This window comes from Actinoallomurus sp. CA-142502 (assembly GCF_050936355.1).
GTDB classification, from domain to species: Bacteria; Actinomycetota; Actinomycetes; order Streptosporangiales; family Streptosporangiaceae; genus Actinoallomurus; species Actinoallomurus iriomotensis.
This window is the reverse complement of record NZ_JBNJMY010000001.1, coordinates 7192049-7207896: the sequence shown is the minus strand read 5'-3', so window position 1 is coordinate 7207896 and position 15848 is coordinate 7192049. Positions and strand designations below refer to the sequence as shown.

At 72.5% G+C, this 15848-nt stretch carries 15 protein-coding genes; 5 read left to right on the top strand and 10 right to left on the bottom strand.

Annotation, left to right across the window (positions count from 1 at the left end; translation table 11 throughout):
• Window positions 1-29: 29 nt before the first annotated feature.
• A complete protein-coding gene (locus ACQEV1_RS33995; RefSeq protein WP_433399249.1) occupies window positions 30-848 on the top strand; it encodes a maleylpyruvate isomerase family mycothiol-dependent enzyme in 819 nt (272 codons plus the stop codon).
• On the opposite strand, the gene ACQEV1_RS33990 is transcribed toward ACQEV1_RS33995, so the two are convergent.
• Complete coding sequence (locus ACQEV1_RS33990) at window positions 838-3000, bottom strand: molybdopterin-dependent oxidoreductase (protein ID WP_433399246.1); 2163 nt, start codon at window positions 2998-3000, stop codon at window positions 838-840. The genes ACQEV1_RS33995 and ACQEV1_RS33990 overlap by 11 nt on opposite strands.
• A 212-nt stretch (window positions 3001-3212) precedes the next feature.
• On the opposite strand from ACQEV1_RS33990, the gene ACQEV1_RS33985 reads away from it, so the two are divergent.
• A complete protein-coding gene (locus ACQEV1_RS33985; protein WP_433399243.1) occupies window positions 3213-4457 on the top strand; it encodes a serine hydrolase domain-containing protein in 1245 nt (414 codons plus the stop codon).
• 112 nt (window positions 4458-4569) lie between these two features.
• Here the strand turns inward: ACQEV1_RS33985 and ACQEV1_RS33980 are convergent, their stop codons facing one another.
• The 3 genes from ACQEV1_RS33980 to ACQEV1_RS33970 are packed head-to-tail and all read right to left on the bottom strand — an operon-like array spanning window position 4570 to window position 6736.
• On the bottom strand, window positions 4570-5046 hold the full coding sequence (locus ACQEV1_RS33980; protein ID WP_433399240.1) for a MarR family winged helix-turn-helix transcriptional regulator: 477 nt from the start codon (window positions 5044-5046) through the stop codon (window positions 4570-4572).
• Between the two features lie 28 nt (window positions 5047-5074).
• The gene (locus ACQEV1_RS33975) at window positions 5075-5953 is read right to left on the bottom strand and encodes a TIGR03620 family F420-dependent LLM class oxidoreductase (RefSeq protein WP_433399237.1); all 879 of its coding nucleotides are present in this window, start codon (window positions 5951-5953) and stop codon (window positions 5075-5077) included.
• A 33-nt stretch (window positions 5954-5986) separates the two neighbouring features.
• Window positions 5987-6736, bottom strand: a complete 750-nt coding sequence (locus ACQEV1_RS33970) for an SDR family oxidoreductase (protein ID WP_433399235.1) — start codon at window positions 6734-6736, stop codon at window positions 5987-5989.
• A gap of 141 nt (window positions 6737-6877) precedes the next feature.
• Here ACQEV1_RS33970 and dinB point away from each other — a divergent pair, with 141 nt between their 5' ends.
• Window positions 6878-8062 (top strand): DNA polymerase IV, encoded by a 1185-nt coding sequence (dinB, locus tag ACQEV1_RS33965; RefSeq protein WP_433399232.1) that lies wholly within the window; start codon window positions 6878-6880, stop codon window positions 8060-8062.
• On the opposite strand, the gene ACQEV1_RS33960 is transcribed toward dinB, so the two are convergent.
• Window positions 8063-8896, bottom strand: coding sequence for a helix-turn-helix domain-containing protein (locus ACQEV1_RS33960; RefSeq protein ID WP_285629998.1), 834 nt, complete (start codon window positions 8894-8896; stop codon window positions 8063-8065).
• A gap of 103 nt (window positions 8897-8999) precedes the next feature.
• On the opposite strand from ACQEV1_RS33960, the gene ACQEV1_RS33955 reads away from it, so the two are divergent.
• Window positions 9000-9791 carry an alpha/beta fold hydrolase gene (locus ACQEV1_RS33955; protein WP_433399228.1) on the top strand — a complete coding sequence of 264 codons (792 nt, stop codon included), beginning with the start codon at window positions 9000-9002 and terminating at the stop codon, window positions 9789-9791.
• A gap of 69 nt (window positions 9792-9860) precedes the next feature.
• On the opposite strand, the gene ACQEV1_RS33950 is transcribed toward ACQEV1_RS33955, so the two are convergent.
• The 5 genes from ACQEV1_RS33950 to ACQEV1_RS33930 form a co-directional block, all read right to left on the bottom strand.
• Entirely contained in the window at window positions 9861-10499 is a 639-nt protein-coding gene (locus tag ACQEV1_RS33950) for a hypothetical protein (RefSeq protein ID WP_433399225.1), read from the bottom strand.
• Between the two features lie 66 nt (window positions 10500-10565).
• Window positions 10566-11297, bottom strand: coding sequence for a maleylpyruvate isomerase family mycothiol-dependent enzyme (locus tag ACQEV1_RS33945; protein ID WP_433399222.1), 732 nt, complete (start codon window positions 11295-11297; stop codon window positions 10566-10568).
• Window positions 11294-12259: a DNA polymerase domain-containing protein gene (locus ACQEV1_RS33940; RefSeq protein WP_433399219.1), complete on the bottom strand. Its 966-nt coding sequence runs from the start codon at window positions 12257-12259 to the stop codon at window positions 11294-11296. The genes ACQEV1_RS33945 and ACQEV1_RS33940 overlap by 4 nt, the downstream gene beginning before the upstream one ends.
• Before the next feature lie 83 nt (window positions 12260-12342).
• A complete protein-coding gene (locus ACQEV1_RS33935) occupies window positions 12343-13194 on the bottom strand; it encodes a slipin family protein (RefSeq protein WP_285630008.1) in 852 nt (283 codons plus the stop codon).
• Window positions 13195-13424: 230 nt separating this feature from the next.
• The gene (locus ACQEV1_RS33930) at window positions 13425-14609 is read right to left on the bottom strand and encodes an acyltransferase family protein (protein WP_433399215.1); all 1185 of its coding nucleotides are present in this window, start codon (window positions 14607-14609) and stop codon (window positions 13425-13427) included.
• Between the two features lie 415 nt (window positions 14610-15024).
• Between ACQEV1_RS33930 and ACQEV1_RS33925 the strand changes: the two genes are divergently transcribed.
• Window positions 15025-15684: a GntR family transcriptional regulator gene (locus ACQEV1_RS33925; RefSeq protein WP_285630013.1), complete on the top strand. Its 660-nt coding sequence runs from the start codon at window positions 15025-15027 to the stop codon at window positions 15682-15684.
• Window positions 15685-15848: the final 164 nt, after the last annotated feature.

The window sequence follows — 15848 nt, the reverse complement described above, 5'->3', positions numbered from 1 at the left end:
GCGAGCGAAGCGTTCCCCGGGAGGTTTCGATGGGCGATACCGGCGGCGAGAGCAGGGAGACCGTGGTCGCCGCGCTCACCGCGGAGTGGGCCGCCCTTGACGCGCTGCTGGACGGCCTGCCGCCCGGCGACTGGACCCGGCCGACGTGTCTGCCCGGCTGGCGGGTCACCGACGTCGTCGCCCACCTCGTCGGCACCGAGGCCTCGCTCGCCGGCGACGAGGCGCCGGACCCCGGCGTCGACGTGCGCGTCCTGCCGCACGTACGAGGCGACGTGGCCGCGTTCAACGAGCTGTGGGTTCAGGCGCTGCGCGACGCGGCGCCGGGGGAGATGCTCGCCCGGTTCCGCGACGTCACCGCCCGCCGCGCCGCGCGGCTGGAGCGGATGACGCGGTCCGACTTCGACGCCCCGAGCTGGACGCCCGCCGGGCAGGCCACTTACGGCCGGTTCATGCGGATCCGCGTCTTCGACTGCTGGATGCACGAGCAGGACATCCGCGAGGCGGTCGGCGCACCCGGCCACGAGACCGGTCCGGCCGCCGAGCTGGCGCTGGAGGAGGCGACCCGTGCCCTGGGCTACCTTGTCGGCAAACGCGCCGCGGCGCCCGACGGCTCGATCGTGCGGATCGAGCTGACCGGGCCCCTGGTCCGCCGGCTGACCGTCGTCGTCGACGGCCGCGCCCGGCTCGTGGAGGCGGCGCCGGGGCCGCCGACGGCCGTGCTGCGCATGTCGTCGTCGCGGTACCTGCGCCTCGGTGGCGGGCGTACCGGTGACCACGCCGGTGTCGAGCTCGACGGCGACCGCGACCTGGCCCGCCGCGTTCTCGACAACCTCGCGTTCACGATCTGAGCCCGGCCGGGCCGAGGCGGATCGGCACGCCGTTGAGGTGCGCCATGCCCGCCAGGCGTTCCAGGTCGGCGGGGTCGGAGGAGGTCAGCAGGTTGACGTTGGCGCCGCCGGCCCGGTTGGCGCGCCGCCAGCCGCCGCCCTGGTGGCCCCACCCGTGCGGCACCGCCACGGTGCCCGGCATGACCTCGTCGGTGACCGTGACGGGCAGTTCGATCGCGCCGTACGGCGAGGTGATCCGGCACATCCGGCCGTCGGTGAGGTCGTGCTCGGCCGCGTCGGCCGGGTGGACCCGCGCCGTGTGCGTCCGGCCGCCGCGCATCAGCGTCGCGGAGTTGTGCATCCAGGAGTTCTGCGACCGCAGCTCGCGCAGGCCGATCAGGCGCAGCGGGTACGCCGGGTCCTCCTCGTCCGTGCCGAGGCGTCCGAGCTCCGCGAGAATCTCGGGCGGGTCCAGCCGTACGCGGCGGTCGCGGTGCCGCACCACCTTGGTCAGCATCCCGGTCCGTACGTGCTCGCCGAGGACCACGCCGTGCGGACGCCGCCGCAGCGCGCGCAGGCTGAGTCCACGCCGCCGCAGTCCGAACAGGTCGCCGCCCGGGCCCAGCCGTACCGCCAGGTCCAGCAGGAACACCGGCGACGGCGACGGAACCCGACGCAGGATCCGGCTCAGCGGGCGCGGTACGAAGGGCAGCAGCCCGGCCCGGCGGGCGATCGCGTCGATGATCTGCCATTCCTGCCGCGCCTCTCCGTACGGCCGCAGCACCGGCTCGGTGAACTGCGCGAACGGTGTGGCGAACAGGCCCAGGTTCGCCACCGGCAGGTCCTCGCGCTCCAGGAAGGTCGCCGCCGGCAGCACGTAGTCGGCGTGCCGGTTGGTGTCGTTGACGTACAGGTCGATCGAGACGAACAGCTCCAGCTCGGTGAGGGCGGCCGACAGCTCGTCGCCGTCCGGTACCGAGACGACCGGGTTCCCGGCCGAGACGAACAGCGCCCGTACGCGGCCCGGGCCCGGCGTGGTGATCTCCTTGGCCATCAGGGCCGCCGGGAAGCTGCCGAGCACGTCGGGGAGGTCGCCCACGCGGGAGCGCCGCTTCGCGTACGAGGCGAGGCCGAAGCGGTCGGCGAGCCGTTCGATCCCGAGCGGTGAGGAGCCGAACACCGCGCCGCCGGGGCGGTCGAGGTTGCCGGTGACGACGTTCAGCGCGTCGAGCAGGTACGCCACCAGCGTCCCGTGCCGGCCCAGGCAGGAACCGGTGCGCCCGTACACGGCGGCGCTCGCGGCGCCTGCCAGGTCGCGGGCCAGCCGGCGCGCGACCTCGGCCGGCACGCCGGTACGGTCCTCGGTCCGCTCCGGCGGGTGAGCGGCGGCCGCGGCGCGCAGCGCGTCCAGGCCGCGCGCCTGCCGGGCGAGGGCCGCCGTGTCCTCCAGTCCCTCCGCGAAGATCACGTGCAGCAGCGACAGCAGCAGCCAGGCGTCGCCGTCCGGACGTACCGCCACGTGCTCGAAGGCGCGTGCGGTCTCCGACCGGCGCGGGTCGATGACCACCACCCTGCCGCCGCGCCGCGTGATCGCGCGCAGCTGGTCCCGGATCCGCGGCGCGCTGACGGCGCTGCCGTGGGAGACCAGCGGGTTGGCGCCGACGACCAGCAGGAACTCGGTGCGGGCGAGGTCCGGGATGGGCACGCGGGTGAGCGAGCCGTACAGCAGGCGGCTCGCGACGAACCGGTTGTTGATGTCCTGCGAGCCGGCCGTGAACAGGTTCGGCGAGCCGACGGCGGTCATGAAGCCCTGCAGCCACAGCGCGTGGGAGTAGGAGAACGCGCCGGGGTTGCCGAAGTACCAGCCGATCGCCGGGCCGCCGTGGTCGCGCAGGATCCGCCGCAGCCTCCGGCCGATGTCGTCGAGCGCGTCGTCCCAGCTCACGGGCTCGAACCCGGAGCCGTCCGGGCGGCGGTGCAACGGGCGAAGGACGCGATCCGGGTCATTCTGCACGTCGGTCATGGCGATGCCCTTGGGGCAAGCGAAACCGCGCGACAGCGGGTGCCGGTCGTCGGGCCGCAGGCGGACGAGGCGGCCGTCGTCCACCGTGGCGACCAGACCGCACAGGGGCTCGCAGATCCGGCAGTACGTCACCCGCTCCTCGGTGGCCATGTCCGCATTGTAAGTAGCCACTTTTGAAGGGCATTTGTCCGGTCACGGCGTATCTGAGGGCCGCGACGGGGAAGAGAAGCGGTAGCCGCCCCGATCGGCGCACGTGGCCGGGCCGCCGCCCGGCCGGGTAGTCCGCGATGACTGAGGATCGCGCAGTTTTACCAGGCCGGCGACCTTGTCGTCCTGGCGGGACCGCGTTTTCTGGAGGGGCGTTGACGGCCGACCGGTTCACCCGGCGTGACTTCGGCAGACTCGCGGGCTTCGTGGGTGCGGCCGCCCTTTTAACCGCCCCGCAGGGTACGGCGCGCGCCGGGGACCGGCGCGCCTGGCGCGTCGCCGGGCCGATACTGCACGGCCTGGAGGAGTTCGACGCCACCGTGATGGCCTTCATGGAGGAGCGCTCCATCCCGTGCGGCTCGCTCGCCGTGGCACGTGACGGCCGGCTGCTGCTGGCCCGCGGTTACAGCCGGGGAGGCCGCGGGACGCGGGAGACCGGGCCCACGTCCCTGTTCCGTACCGCGAGCGTCACCAAGCCGGTCACCGCCGCCGCGGTCCTGCGGCTCATCCAGGAGGGCCGGCTCCGGCCGTCCGACCGGATGACGGACCTGCTCCACATCGGCGCGGCGGCCGACCCCCGCCTCACGGAGGTCACCGTCGCGCGGCTCCTCCGGCACCTCGGCGGCTGGGACCGCGAGGTGTCGGGGGACCCGATGTTCGACGACGTGGCGATCGCCAAGGCGCTCGGCCGGCCGTTGCCGATCGGCCCGGACGACATCGTCCGGTACGTCACGGCGCGGCCCCTCGACCACGCGCCGGGCACGGCGTTCGCCTACAGCAACTACGGCTACCTGCTCCTCGGCCGGATCATCGAGAAGGTCACGGGGCGGCCGTACGCGACGTACGTGCGGGACGCGGTGCTGGCCCCGCTCGGCATCACCCGGATGCGGCTCGGCCACACCCTGGCGCCCGCGGCCGGCGAGGTGCCGTACTACTCGCAGTACAAGGGCACGACCGTGATGGACTCCTCGGGCGCGCAGGTGGCCGCGCCGTACGGCACCTTCAACCAGGAGAACAACGCGTTCAACTGCGGGTGGCTGGCCACGCCGGTGGACCTGGTGCGGCTCGCGCGGGTCTACGACGGCGTGACCCCGGTCCTGTCCGCGGGCTCGGTGGCCCCGGCGCTCGCGGTACCCGAGACGGGCGCCAGGCGCGGCCGGTACTACGCCTGCGGCTGGCACGTGCGGCAGACCGGCCGTGGCCTCGTCACCTGGCACAGCGGAAGCCTGCCGGGCACGCACACCCTGCTGGTCCGCCGCTTCGACGGCCTGACGTGGGCGGTCATGTTCGACCAGCGGGACGATCCGTCGGGCGAGCCCTACCGCGACATCGACACGGCCCTGCACGAGACCGCGGACGACATGCCCGGCTGGCCGGCCGGCGACGTCACGCGCCCTTAGCGCATCCTCGTGACCTTTCGTCAGTGCGGGGTGCGGCAGTAGCGGCTCGGTCCGTCGACGAACGTGTCTTGAGCCCAACAACGCGGTCGCCGGTCGTCCGGCGTCGAGCCGGTCACGGCGCGGCCTCGTGGCCGGAGAGGTTCTTCTCGACGACCAGATCGGCGATCTCGGCCAGCAGGGTGATCTGGCCGGGGGTGAGGTGGTCCAGGAAGTAGCGCCGGACGTCCTCGACATGACGCGGGGCGGCGGCCGTGATCGCCGCCCGGCCCTCGGCGGTGACCACCACGAAGGCCCCGCGCCTGTCGTCCTCGCACTCCTCGCGGGAGACCAGGCCGCGCCTCACCATGCGCGTGAGGTGGTGCGACACCCTGCTCTTCTCCCACTCCAGGACGCGAGAGAGTTCCTGGATGCGCAGCCGGCCGTCGGGCGCTCGGGTCAACTCGGCCAGAACCGTGTAGTCCGTGGCGGACAGCCCGAACTCATCCTGCATCGAGCGGCCGGTCCGGTTGACCAGGAGGTCGTGCATCCTCAGCAGGCCGCGCCACGCGCGTTCCTCGGTCGTCGTCAGCCAGCGCGTTTCGGCGGTCATGAGCCCACCGTACGGGGAAGTTGACGTATCACGCATCGCTTCGGCGCGAACATCGACCTCGCGCGAGCGGGGCCAGGGCCCGCCACTCGGCCCGCGGCGGTCCGGGCCGGTCGGTGATGACGTGCAGGGCGACGTGGTCGGCGCCGACGTCGTGGTGGGCCCGGACGCGTTCGCCGATGGTGGCGACGTCCCCCCAGGCGACGACCGCGTCGATGAGCCGGTCGCTGCCGCCGTCGGCGAGATCCGCCTCGGTGAATCCCTGGCGCAGCAGGCTCTGGGCGTAGTGGTCCATGGCGATGAACGTGGCCAGGAACCGGCGGGCGGTGGTGCGGGCCCGGCCGGCGTCGTCGTCGACCACGACCGCCTGGTAGGGCGCCAGCAGGGGACCGGTGCCGAGCAGGGACCGGGCGGTGGCCGTGAAGCCGGGGGTGACCAGGAAGGGGTGCGTGCCGGCGCTACGCCGGGCGGCGAGTTCGGTGAGCTTGGGACCCATCGCCGCGACGATCCGCTCGCCGGGCGGGACCGGCTCCGGGGCCTGGTCGAAGCGGTCGAGATAGGCGTTCATCGCGGCCAGCGGCCGGTACGTCCCGCCGGCCGCGCGAGCGGCCTCGGCGTCGCTGACGCCGAGGCCGAACAGCAGCCGGTGGCCGTACGTCTTCCGCAGCCGCGCGTGCCCGGCGGCCATCTCGTCGGCCGGGTGCCGCCAGATGCTGAACACCCCGGTGGCGACGACGGCGTCGTCGGTGGCGCGCAGTAGCCGCTCGGCGTCGCCGAGGATGTCGCCGCCGCCGAGTCCGGGGATCCACAGCGCGCCCCAGCCCTGCCGGTCCAGCTCGGCCGCGGCCTCCTCGGCCTGACCCGGGTCGCGCAGTTCAGGGCTCCAGATGCCGATTCGCCCGATGTGCATGGTCGTGTCCTCTCTGATGCGTGCGGGGTCGGTTCAGACCTGGTTGGCGCCGCCGTCGACGTAGATCTCGGTGCCGGTGATGAAGCTGCTCTCGGCCGAGGCGAGAAAGACGGCGACGGAGGCCACTTCCTCCGCACGGCCCATTCGGCCCAGGGGCACGGTGCTCGCCAGGTGGTCCCGCAGCTGTGCGGCCTGCTCATCGTCGGGGGCGAGCCCGTTGAGGCCGGGCGTCTCGATCGGCCCGGGGACGATGGTGTTGACGCGGATGCCGCGGCCCTTGAGCTCGTTCGCCCAGGTGCGCGAGAAGGACCGTACGGCCGCCTTGGAGGCGCCGTAGACACCGAACGCCTCGTCGCCGACCGTCGCCGCGGTCGAGCCGGTGAGGATCACCGACGCTCCGTCGTTGAGCAGCGGCAGCGCCTTCTGGACGGTGAACAGCACGCCCTTGACATTGGTGCCGAACGTGGCGTCGAAGTGCTCCTCGGTGACCTGTTCGAGGGTGGCGAACTCGCCGCCGCCGGCGTTGGCGAACAGGACATCGACGCGCAGTCTCCGGTCCGCGACGGTCGCGTAGAGGCGGTCCAGGTCCGCCAGGTCGGAGCTGTCGGCCTGCACCGCGGTCACCGACCCGCCGATGGCGGTGACGGCTTCCTCCAGTGCCTCCTTCCGGCGCCCGGTGATGATGACGTTGGCGCCCTCCTCCTGGAAACGGCGGGCCGCGGCGAGCCCGATGCCGCTGGTGCCGCCCGTGACGACGACGGTCTTCCCGGCGAGCTGTCCCATGGTCTTCTCCTGATCTCCGCGCTTCAGTAGTTCAACAATCAACTAAATTAGAGCTAGATACATGACGTGTCAACTAACGTCGTCGTAACGTGAGGTGTTCCGGTCTTCGCAGGTGGGGGTGGGGTATGCGAACATATGTTCGTGTCGACTGAGGCTGCGATCCTGCACGCCGACCTGGACGCCTTCTACGCGTCGGTCGAGCAGCGCGACGATCCCCGCCTGCGGTCCCGGCCCGTGATCGTCGGAACGGGCGTCGTGCTCGCGGCCAGCTACGAGGCCAAGGCCTACGGCGTCCGTACCGCGATGAGCGGACACCAGGCGCGGCGGCTGTGCCCGCAGGCGGTCGTGGTGGAGCCGAGGATGCGGGCCTACAGCGCGGCGAGCGAGGCAGTGTTCTCGGTGTTCCGGCACACGACGCCGCTGGTGGAAGGACTCTCGATCGACGAGGCGTTCCTCGACGTCGCCGGCCTGCGCCGGATCTCCGGCTCACCGGTCGACATCGCCGTACGCCTGCGGCGCGAGATCGCCGAGGAGGTCGGTCTGCCGATCACCGTCGGGGTGGCGCGCACCAAGTTCCTCGCCAAGGTGGCGAGCGGTGTGGCCAAGCCGGACGGGCTGCTGGTGGTCCCGCCGGACGGCGAGTGTGAGTTCCTCCATCCGCTGCCGGTCCGCCGGCTGTGGGGTGTCGGCCCGGTGACCGCGGGCAAGCTCGGCCGCCGGGGCATCACGACGGTCGGCGACGTGGCCGCCCTGCCGGAGAGCCTCCTGGTCGCCATGCTGGGCCCCTCCTCCGGCCGTCACCTGCACGCGCTGGCCCGTGGCCGCGATCCGCGCCCGGTGCGTACGGGGGTCCGGCGCCGCTCGATGGGTGCGCAGCGGGCCCTGGGCCGCGGCGACCGGGCTGATCTCGCCGCGATTCTGGCCGGCCTGGTCGATCGGGTGTGCCGCCGTCTGCGCACGGCGCACCGGATGTGCCGCACGGTGACGCTGCGGCTGAGATTCGACGACTTCACCCGCGCGACCCGGGGTCACACGCTGCCCCAGCCGACCGCCGAGACCGACGCCGTCCTGTCGGCCGCCCGTGCCCTCCTGTCGGCCGCGGGCGACCTCGTCGCCGACCGCGGGCTGACCTTGCTCGGCGTGGCCGTGGGTGACCTGTACGACGACCGGGCGGTCCAGCTCTCCCTGCCGCTCGACCACTTCGCGCCGGCGGCGCTCGACGGCGCGGTCGACGAGGTCCGCGACCGCTTCGGCTCGTCGGCCCTCACCCGTGGCGTGCTGCTGGGCCGCGACGAGGGCCAGACCGTGCCTCTCCTCCCGGACTGACTAGCGCTGACCGATGAGGTTCGCCGACTGCCACGCGCCGGGACGTACGCCGGCCTCGCGGAGGAAGAAGGCCGAGAAGTTCGAGGCGTCGGCGAAGCCCAGCCGCCGTCCGCATCGGGCCGGGCTCAGGCGATCGTGGGCCAGCAGCCGCTTGGCCTCCAGGAGGAGCCGCTCGCACAGGTAGTCCTTGGCGGTACGGCCGGTCGCCGCCCGGACGCCGCGCGACAGCGTCCGCGGCGAGTATCCGAGTCTGCGTCCGTAGTGGGCGACGTCATGATGAACGCGGAAGTCCTCCTCCACGGCGTCGCGGAAGCGGTGGAAGACGGCGTTGCCGGGCCGGCCGGCGCCGGCGGGCGGGTCGAGCCGGAGCAGCAGCGCGGACAGGAGCAGGCCGGGGAGTTCTCCGGTCCGGGCGTCCTCGGTGGCGCCGGCCTCGAGACGGAGATGCCCGAGCGCGGCCGTGACCAACGGCCACACCGCGTCGGCGGCGGCCCAGCACGCCGAAACGCCCGGGTCGGCGGCCAGGGCCCGGCTGCCGGGCGTGACCGGCGCGGTCGGCACGAACAGGACCAGATCGCCGGCGAGGTCCCCGAGGTCGTCCCAGCGGTGCACCACGCCGGGCCGGATCCACACCACGTCTCTCGGCGCCAGCGGGTGAGCGGAGAAGTCGATCGAGACCCGTCCCCGGCCGCGGCGGACCACCGCGAGCACGTGGAAGTCGCCGCGCTGGGTCGAGCCGTCGTTCAGCCGCCGCAACCGGGCGAAGGACATCGTCTCCACGGGTGCCGAAGCCTCCCGCGGAGGCTGGTAGGTGAGCTGCCGGATCGTGGCCACGTGTCCATTTTTCACCATGCCGTGTCCGGCCGTGACGATGCGCCGGGCGGGGGCGTGCGCTTGAGTGGATGACGACACAATCCGCTATGAGCAGGGAGTTCTCATGACCGCCGCCATCGCAACCGGCCTTCCCGCCTATGACCACCGCCCGGGGGAGGGGCCGACACTGGTATTTCTTCACTATTGGGGAGGGGCGGCGCGCACCTGGCGACCGGTGATCGACCGGCTGCCCGGACGCGGCACGCTGAGCATCGAGGCCCGCGGGTGGGGACGCTCCCGCGCGTTGCCCGGCCCGTACACCCTGGAGCAGCTCGCCCGCGACACGCGCGCCGTCATCGCCGACGCCGGGGTGACCGATTACGTGCTCGTCGGGCACTCCATGGGCGGCAAGGTGGCCCAACTCGTGGCCGCCGCGCGTCCGGCGGGGCTCGCCGGGCTCGTCCTCGTCGGGCCCGGACCGGCCCGGCCCGCCGCCGTCGTCACCCCCGAATACCGGGAAGCGCTGTCGCACGCCTACGACTCCGACGAGACCACCGCCGCGGCCCGTGACACCGTCCTGACCGCCACACCGCTGAGCGACGATCTCAGGGCCCAGATCCTGGCCGACTCTCGCGCCGGCGCTCCCGCGGCCCGCATCGAGTGGCCGCTGCACGGGATCGCCCAGGACATCACCCGCGAGGCCCGCGACATCGACGTGCCCGTCCTCGTCGTCGCCGGTGAACACGACCGCGTGGAGCCGGCGGGGGTGCTCCGCGACAATCTGCTGCCCTACCTGCGCCGCGCGGACCTAAGCGTGATCCCCGGCAGCGGGCACCTCATCCCCCTGGAGGCACCCGACGAGCTCGCCCTGATCCTCCGGGACGCACCGTCTGCCCCCAGCGGTGGTCGAGGCTGAGACGACCGCCGTGAACGGAAACGACCCGGACTTCCTGATCAGCGGCGTGCCGGTCGCCCGGTGCACTCCTCACGCCGGTGCGTGGGACGATCTCGGAGCCGGAAAGTCGTCGGCGGCGAACTCTACGGCGTCGGGCGGCACGTCGAGGAAGCCGTCACCGCTCGGGTGCTCGAGCCGGTAGCCGATGACCGCGCGCGTTCGCAGGTCGACGCCGGTGCTGCTCACCGTCAACTCGGCCCCGGCGAACTCGCCGGAGCGCACGCGGACGCGGACGCCGGGCATGAAGCCGGAGGCGCCGTCGAGTGCCGGGTCGATGGGGTCGCGCCAGTGGGGTACCGCCCGGCGCGGTCCGACCAGCAGGTCCATCGGGTGGTGATAGTCGTCGGCGTCGTCCTGGACCTCAAAGCCCGTCGCGGTCAGGATCGCCGCGATCGCTCCGGTCATCGCCTCCGTCACCGTGCCCTGGTAGGCCAGCGAGATGTGCGTCTGCGAGCGGTCCTGGCGGTAGGCGCCTCGTCGGAGCACGGCCATGGCCGCCGCCGACAGCTCCGCACCGCATTTCCAGGAAACCCACACGCCGTCATCCACGACGACGCGGACGCCACCGCGATCCTGCTCCGGACCGAGCACCGTCAGCCCGGCAGCGGTGAGTTCGTCGCGGACCGCGTCGGCCAACTCGTCATCCGTCATCGGCGCAAGATCCGTCATCGACCAGAGCGTAGCGGCCCCGTCGTATGGCCGCTCGATTCGGCAGGACAGGAGCGGAACGTGAGGCTACGCGGCGTAGGTGCGCAGGACTTCCAGGGCCGTCGCGCCGTACGGGCCGGTGGTGCGCAGGCCGGACTCGGCCGGGCTCAGCCGCTGGGCCGCGACGCGGCAGAACGCCCCGGCGGGCCCGGTGATGGCCGACTCCGCGTCGTCCGGGCCGTACCGCCACGCGGTCGTGCCGTCCGGGGCGGTCAGCGCGCACGACACCGGGTGCTCGCCGGCTCCGGTCAGCGCCAGGGCGTACGGCAGCGTGCGGTGGGCCAGCCACGCGACGTGACGCAGCCGCTCGGTGTCGGCGAAGGCCAGGCCCAGCGGCCCGGCGATGTCGAGGCCGTGCGCCCAGTGCTCGGCCAGCCGGGTGGTCGCCAGCGTGGCCGGTTTCAGCGGCGCCTCGACCCACAGGAGAGGCCGCCCGGGGTCGGCCGACCGCAGCGCGGCGACCGCGGCGCGCCGCGCCTCGCGCCACCGCCGGAACACCTGCTCCGGCGACGTGCGCTCCGCGCGTACGAGGCGGTCCATCGACTCGTCCACCGACAGCCCGTCCGCCGGGCGGATCGCCGCGCCCGCGCCGGCCGCCGTGGCCGTCACTCCCTCCTCGGACTGGGCGAGGTGGAGCACGACGTCCGCGACGGTCCATCCTTCGGCGCCGGACGGCGAGGTCCACTGCGCCTCGTCCAGGCCGGCGAGGAGGCCCTCCAGCCGATCCTGCTCGGCGGTCAGGTCATCGAAGATCGTCACGACTCCTCCTGGGCACGGCGGGCGCGGGCCCGGCGTTTGCCCTCGTGCATCGCCTGGACACGGGCGACCGGGATCGTACGGCCCTCCTCGACCAGGCCCGCGTCCAGCGGCCGGGGCTCGGGCATCTCCTCCGCCCACGGATCCCGGACCGCGACCAGAGCCGGCACCGTACGGATGGTGAAGTCGGCGGGCGTCACCGCGTCCAGGTCGTCCCACGACAGGGGGCAGGACACCGGCACGCCCGGCCGTACGCGCGGGCTGTAGGTGGCCACCACCGTCGTCGCGCCGCCGGACCGGGTCGAGTCCAGGAACACCTTGCCCGCGCGGTCCTCGCGGATGAAGGCGGTGGTGGCGAGGCCGGGATCGAGGCGCTCCGCCCGCGCCGCGACCGCACGGGTCGCGGCGGCCACCTCCTCGTGCGGCGCCTCCGTGATCGGCACGAACACGTGGAGGCCCTTCGCGCCGCTGGTCTTCACGACGCCCGCCATGCCCACGTCCGCCAGCACCCGGCGTACGAGCCGCGCGGCACCGGCGGCCTCGGCGAACGCGCCACCGTCCGGCGGGTCGATGTCGAGCACCAGGTGGGTGGCGTGCGCCCGGTCGCCGGCCCGGATCAGCGCCGGGTGGTACTCCACCGCCCGCTGGTTGGCGAACCACAGCAGCGTACGGCGGTCGTCGCACAGCGCGTAGGACACCTTGCGCCGGGACGTCTCGGCCCACAGCGTGACCGTGTCGACCCACGGCGGCGCGTACTTGGGCACGTTCTTCTGCATGAACGGGTCCTGACCGCGCAGCACGCGGACCACCGAGAGTGGCCGGCCGTGCAGCGCGGGGAGGATCCGGTCACGCACCGCGTCGAGATAGTCGACCAGGTCGCGCTTCGTGGCGTCCGCGCCCTCGAACAGCGGCTGGTCGAGGTTCGTCAGGGACACCCCGTCCCGCGTCTCGCCCGTACCGCTCATCCGCTCACCTTCCCGGTCGGCGGGACGCCAGGTCAAGCCCCCCGGCCGGGCCGTGACGCCGGGAAGCGGCGAGCCGCACGCGGTCACTCCGCGCGCTGGAGCTCGGCGTGCTTGTCGAAGCCGATGTACAGCCGGGCCTCGGCGTTGGTGGCCAGACGCGCGAGGGTCTCCAGCTCCCGCACCCGCAGCAGGACCGGGTGATCGGCGTACGCCCCGGCGGCCTCGGCGTGCAGCCGCAGGGCCTCCGCGTCGGACTCGGCCTGCAGGCGCTGGGTCTCCGCGCGGCCCTCCGCCTTGACCAGCTCGGTCTCGCGCCGGGACCGGGCGGTGATCCGCTCGGTCTCGGCCTTCGCCCGCGCCTCGATCGCCTCCCGCTCGGCCTTGGTGCGGGCCTCGACGAGCTGTGCCTCGCTGAGGCGCTCGGTCGCGAGCACGCGGTTCATGATCTCCTGCAGGTTCCCCGGGAACACGAGATCCTTGACGTCCGCTCGGAGAATGGCGATGCCGTAGCCGGAAGCCGCCTCCTGGACGTCGCCGAGAATGTCCTCGCTGAGCCGGTTGCGATTGGTGAGAATTCCCTCCAGCGTCATCGACGCGAGCGAACGCCGGGCGGCCAGCTGCACATCGCTGTAAAGGCGGTCGGCGTACGACTCGACCTTTTCCAGCGCGGCGGCCGGGTCGACGACGCGATACTGGGTGATGATGCTGACCCGGACCGCGACCTTGTCGGAGGTCAGGATCTCCTGCCCCTTGAGCAGCAGTTCACGCTCGCGCATGTCGACCAGCACGATCTCCACGACCGGGCTGTTCCTGCGGCGGCGCTCGGCGTCCGGCACCTCGTAGCGCCCGGCCTCGAGCACGTCGGTCAGCCGGCCGTCCTCGTAGCGGAGGCCGCGGTGAGTGGACTTGATGACGATTTCCCGCGTGCGTGCCATGACGTTCTCCCATTGTTCTCGCGAAGGAGCCGCCCCGTAACAGGCCCGATGTGAAGGACGAGTTTTCGGATGGGAGACCTGTTATCAAAGGATGACTGTTCCGATTGCACCGGTTCCGGAAGGCCACTCGCTCCTGACCCTGCCGGGGCGGCTCATGAAGAACGATAGGACGCCCCATCGGAAATGGTCATCCGATTTATTCGGACAATGGCACGCCGAGGCGTGTGCGGTCAGCCGGCGTGTTCCGGCTCGGCCTGCGCGCGTCGCCGACGGCGGCCGGAGTACAGGTAGTTCTTCGGCCGGCGCAGAGCGGTGAACGCCCAGGCCATGTTGGGTTCGAGTGCCCAGCGCATGAGCCAGCGCACCGGCGGCGTGCACAGCAGCGTCGCGAGCAGCGCACCCGCCGCCCCGGCCGCCAGGACGCCCAGCACCGTGTGCAGGAAGGCGAAGTGGTACCAGCCGTAGTAGTCCGCGAGCTTGGTGGCGAAGCCGTGGAGCAGGTAGGCGTACAGCGTGGCCGACCCGAGCGAGGTGAACCAGTGCTGCCGCCGCGGTACCAGCGACAGGAACGCCAGGACCAGCACGGTCGCCGCAACGAGAAGGCCGAGCCGCATGCCCGTCCCGACGAGGTTGTTCACGTGGAGCGTCGGGTTGCCGCTGCGCCAGTACACCCACTCGGTCGCCATGTGCCGGTCGACGAACAGGTACGTGACGGCGAACCCGCCGACCATGGTCAGCGCGCCGAGGACGGCGGCCCAGCCCTTCTTGAGGGTCTCGAAGTGCTCCGGCTTGAGGAACAGGCCCAGGACGTAGAAGGGCACCAGTCCGAAGACGCGGTTCATCTCCAGGGTGCCGGGCAGCTGGCTCATCCCCGACAGCAGGCTGATCACGACGGCGACCAGGATGGGGAAGCGGATCTGCTGCCAGACCGGCGTGGACAGCCGCCACGCGAACAGCGCCATCAGGAACCAGGTGAGGTAGTACGGGTCGAGCAGGCTGAGCTCGAACTTCGCGTGCCCGACCGCCCAGTGGTACGTGGAGTACGCCGTCTCGAAGACGAAATAGGGCACGGCCACGTTGGTGAGCAGCTTGCGCGCCTTCCCGCCCGCGAAGGTGAAACGCCGCGTGAAGTAGCCGGTGATGACGATGAACACCGGCATGTGGAAGGTGTAGACGAACAGGTAGAGCGCGTGCGCGAAGTGGATGTCGCGGAGGTTCTGGATGATGTGGCCCGCGACGACGAGCAGGATCGCGAAGAACTTGGCGTTGTCGAAGAACGGGTCGCGCTGCCGCGGCTTGCGGGCGGGCTCCGCGGCGGCCGGCTCCGCGACCGGCTCCGCGAGTGACGACGGCGCCGGCAGGGCGGCCTGAGACCGCGGGAGCGGCTGGAACGCCGATGACTGGGGGGTGCTCATCAGGATCTACTTCGCTGGTCCGGTTCACCGGTCCTGGCGGCTCCAGGACCGAACTGGCGTCGCCGACCTTACCTACTCATGTCGCCCCGGCGAACCGGACTTGGCGAACTCTCAGGGACCGTCCGGGAACTCGTGGTGCACGGCGGGACACGGGTTCGCGGATCCCGTACGGGCCCGGCGTGCGGACCGGACGCGACTCGTCCCACGTCAGCGGTGCGTTCACCGGTTCGGCGCCTCGCCGCAGGGGCGCGCTCCACGCCGAAACCGATGGCGGGCGCGCGGTTTCCGCGGAATCGACTTGACGACACGCATCGTTCCGGGGAGTGAGAGGGCCGTCGCCGCTCGGAGCGGGTCCGCTCATGACTAGAGTTGGACCGACGAAATTGGTGACAATCTCGGTGGTCAGGGGGACCGTGTGGGGGAGGGCAACGGCAGCGATCGGGCCGTGGTGGCCGGCATCCGGGAGGCCATCCTCACCGGCGAGTTCGTCCCGAATCAGCGCCTGGTCGAGGCGGACCTGTCGGAGCGCTTCGCCGCCAGCCGCGCCAGGGTCCGCGCGGCGCTGCTCGAACTGACCAACGAGGGACTGGTCGAGCGGGTGCAGAACCGCGGCGCCCGCGTCCGCGCCGTACGCCTCGAAGAGGCGATCGAGATCTCCGAGGTGCGCATGGTGCTGGAAGGCCTGTGCGCCGCGAAGGCCGCCACCCGGATCACCGAGGCCGAGTCGGAGGAGCTGGAGCGGATCGGCGAGAACATGCGCGAGGCCGTCGCGTCGGGCGACGTGCTCGGCTACTCCCGCCTGAACGAGCGCCTCCACCGCCGCGTCCGCGAGATCAGCGGCCAGCACACCGCCGCGACCGTCCTCGAACGCCTGCGCGCCCAGAACGTCCGCCACCAGTTCCGCCTGGCGATGCACCCCGGCCGTCCGACCGTCTCCCTGCCGGAGCACCTGGCCATCATCGACGCGATCCGCGCCCACGACGCGGAGGCCGCCGAGGCAGCCGCCCGCGCCCACCTGCGCAGCGTGATCCGCACCCTCCCGGAGGCCGCCCGCCGTCCGGCCGAGCCCGCGTAGCCCCCGCCCGGGGCCAGGTGAGCGGTGCCGCACACAGGGCATCCGATGGGGTGACGCCGCGTGAAGGCGGGCGACCAGGGCGGGGCGAGCGACCGTGGCGCCGAACACGCCGTCCGGTTTCCGTCTCAGTGGGCCGTGGGGGACAGGCGGTCGGCGAGCAGCCG

Bases quoted from the DNA above. Each gene is read 5' to 3' on its own strand.
- ACQEV1_RS33995 (WP_433399249.1), top strand. From the start codon at position 30: ATGGGCGATACCGGCGGCGAGAGCAGGGAGACCGTGGTCGCCGCGCTC.
- ACQEV1_RS33990 (WP_433399246.1), bottom strand. From the start codon at position 3,000: ATGGCCACCGAGGAGCGGGTGACGTACTGCCGGATCTGCGAGCCCCTG.
- ACQEV1_RS33980 (WP_433399240.1), bottom strand. From the start codon at position 5,046: ATGACCGCCGAAACGCGCTGGCTGACGACGACCGAGGAACGCGCGTGG.
- ACQEV1_RS33975 (WP_433399237.1), bottom strand. From the start codon at position 5,953: ATGCACATCGGGCGAATCGGCATCTGGAGCCCTGAACTGCGCGACCCG.
- ACQEV1_RS33970 (WP_433399235.1), bottom strand. From the start codon at position 6,736: ATGGGACAGCTCGCCGGGAAGACCGTCGTCGTCACGGGCGGCACCAGC.
- ACQEV1_RS33955 (WP_433399228.1), top strand. From the start codon at position 9,000: ATGACCGCCGCCATCGCAACCGGCCTTCCCGCCTATGACCACCGCCCG.
- ACQEV1_RS33950 (WP_433399225.1), bottom strand. From the start codon at position 10,499: ATGACGGATCTTGCGCCGATGACGGATGACGAGTTGGCCGACGCGGTC.
- ACQEV1_RS33940 (WP_433399219.1), bottom strand. From the start codon at position 12,259: ATGAGCGGTACGGGCGAGACGCGGGACGGGGTGTCCCTGACGAACCTC.
- ACQEV1_RS33935 (WP_285630008.1), bottom strand. From the start codon at position 13,194: ATGGCACGCACGCGGGAAATCGTCATCAAGTCCACTCACCGCGGCCTC.
- ACQEV1_RS33930 (WP_433399215.1), bottom strand. From the start codon at position 14,609: ATGAGCACCCCCCAGTCATCGGCGTTCCAGCCGCTCCCGCGGTCTCAG.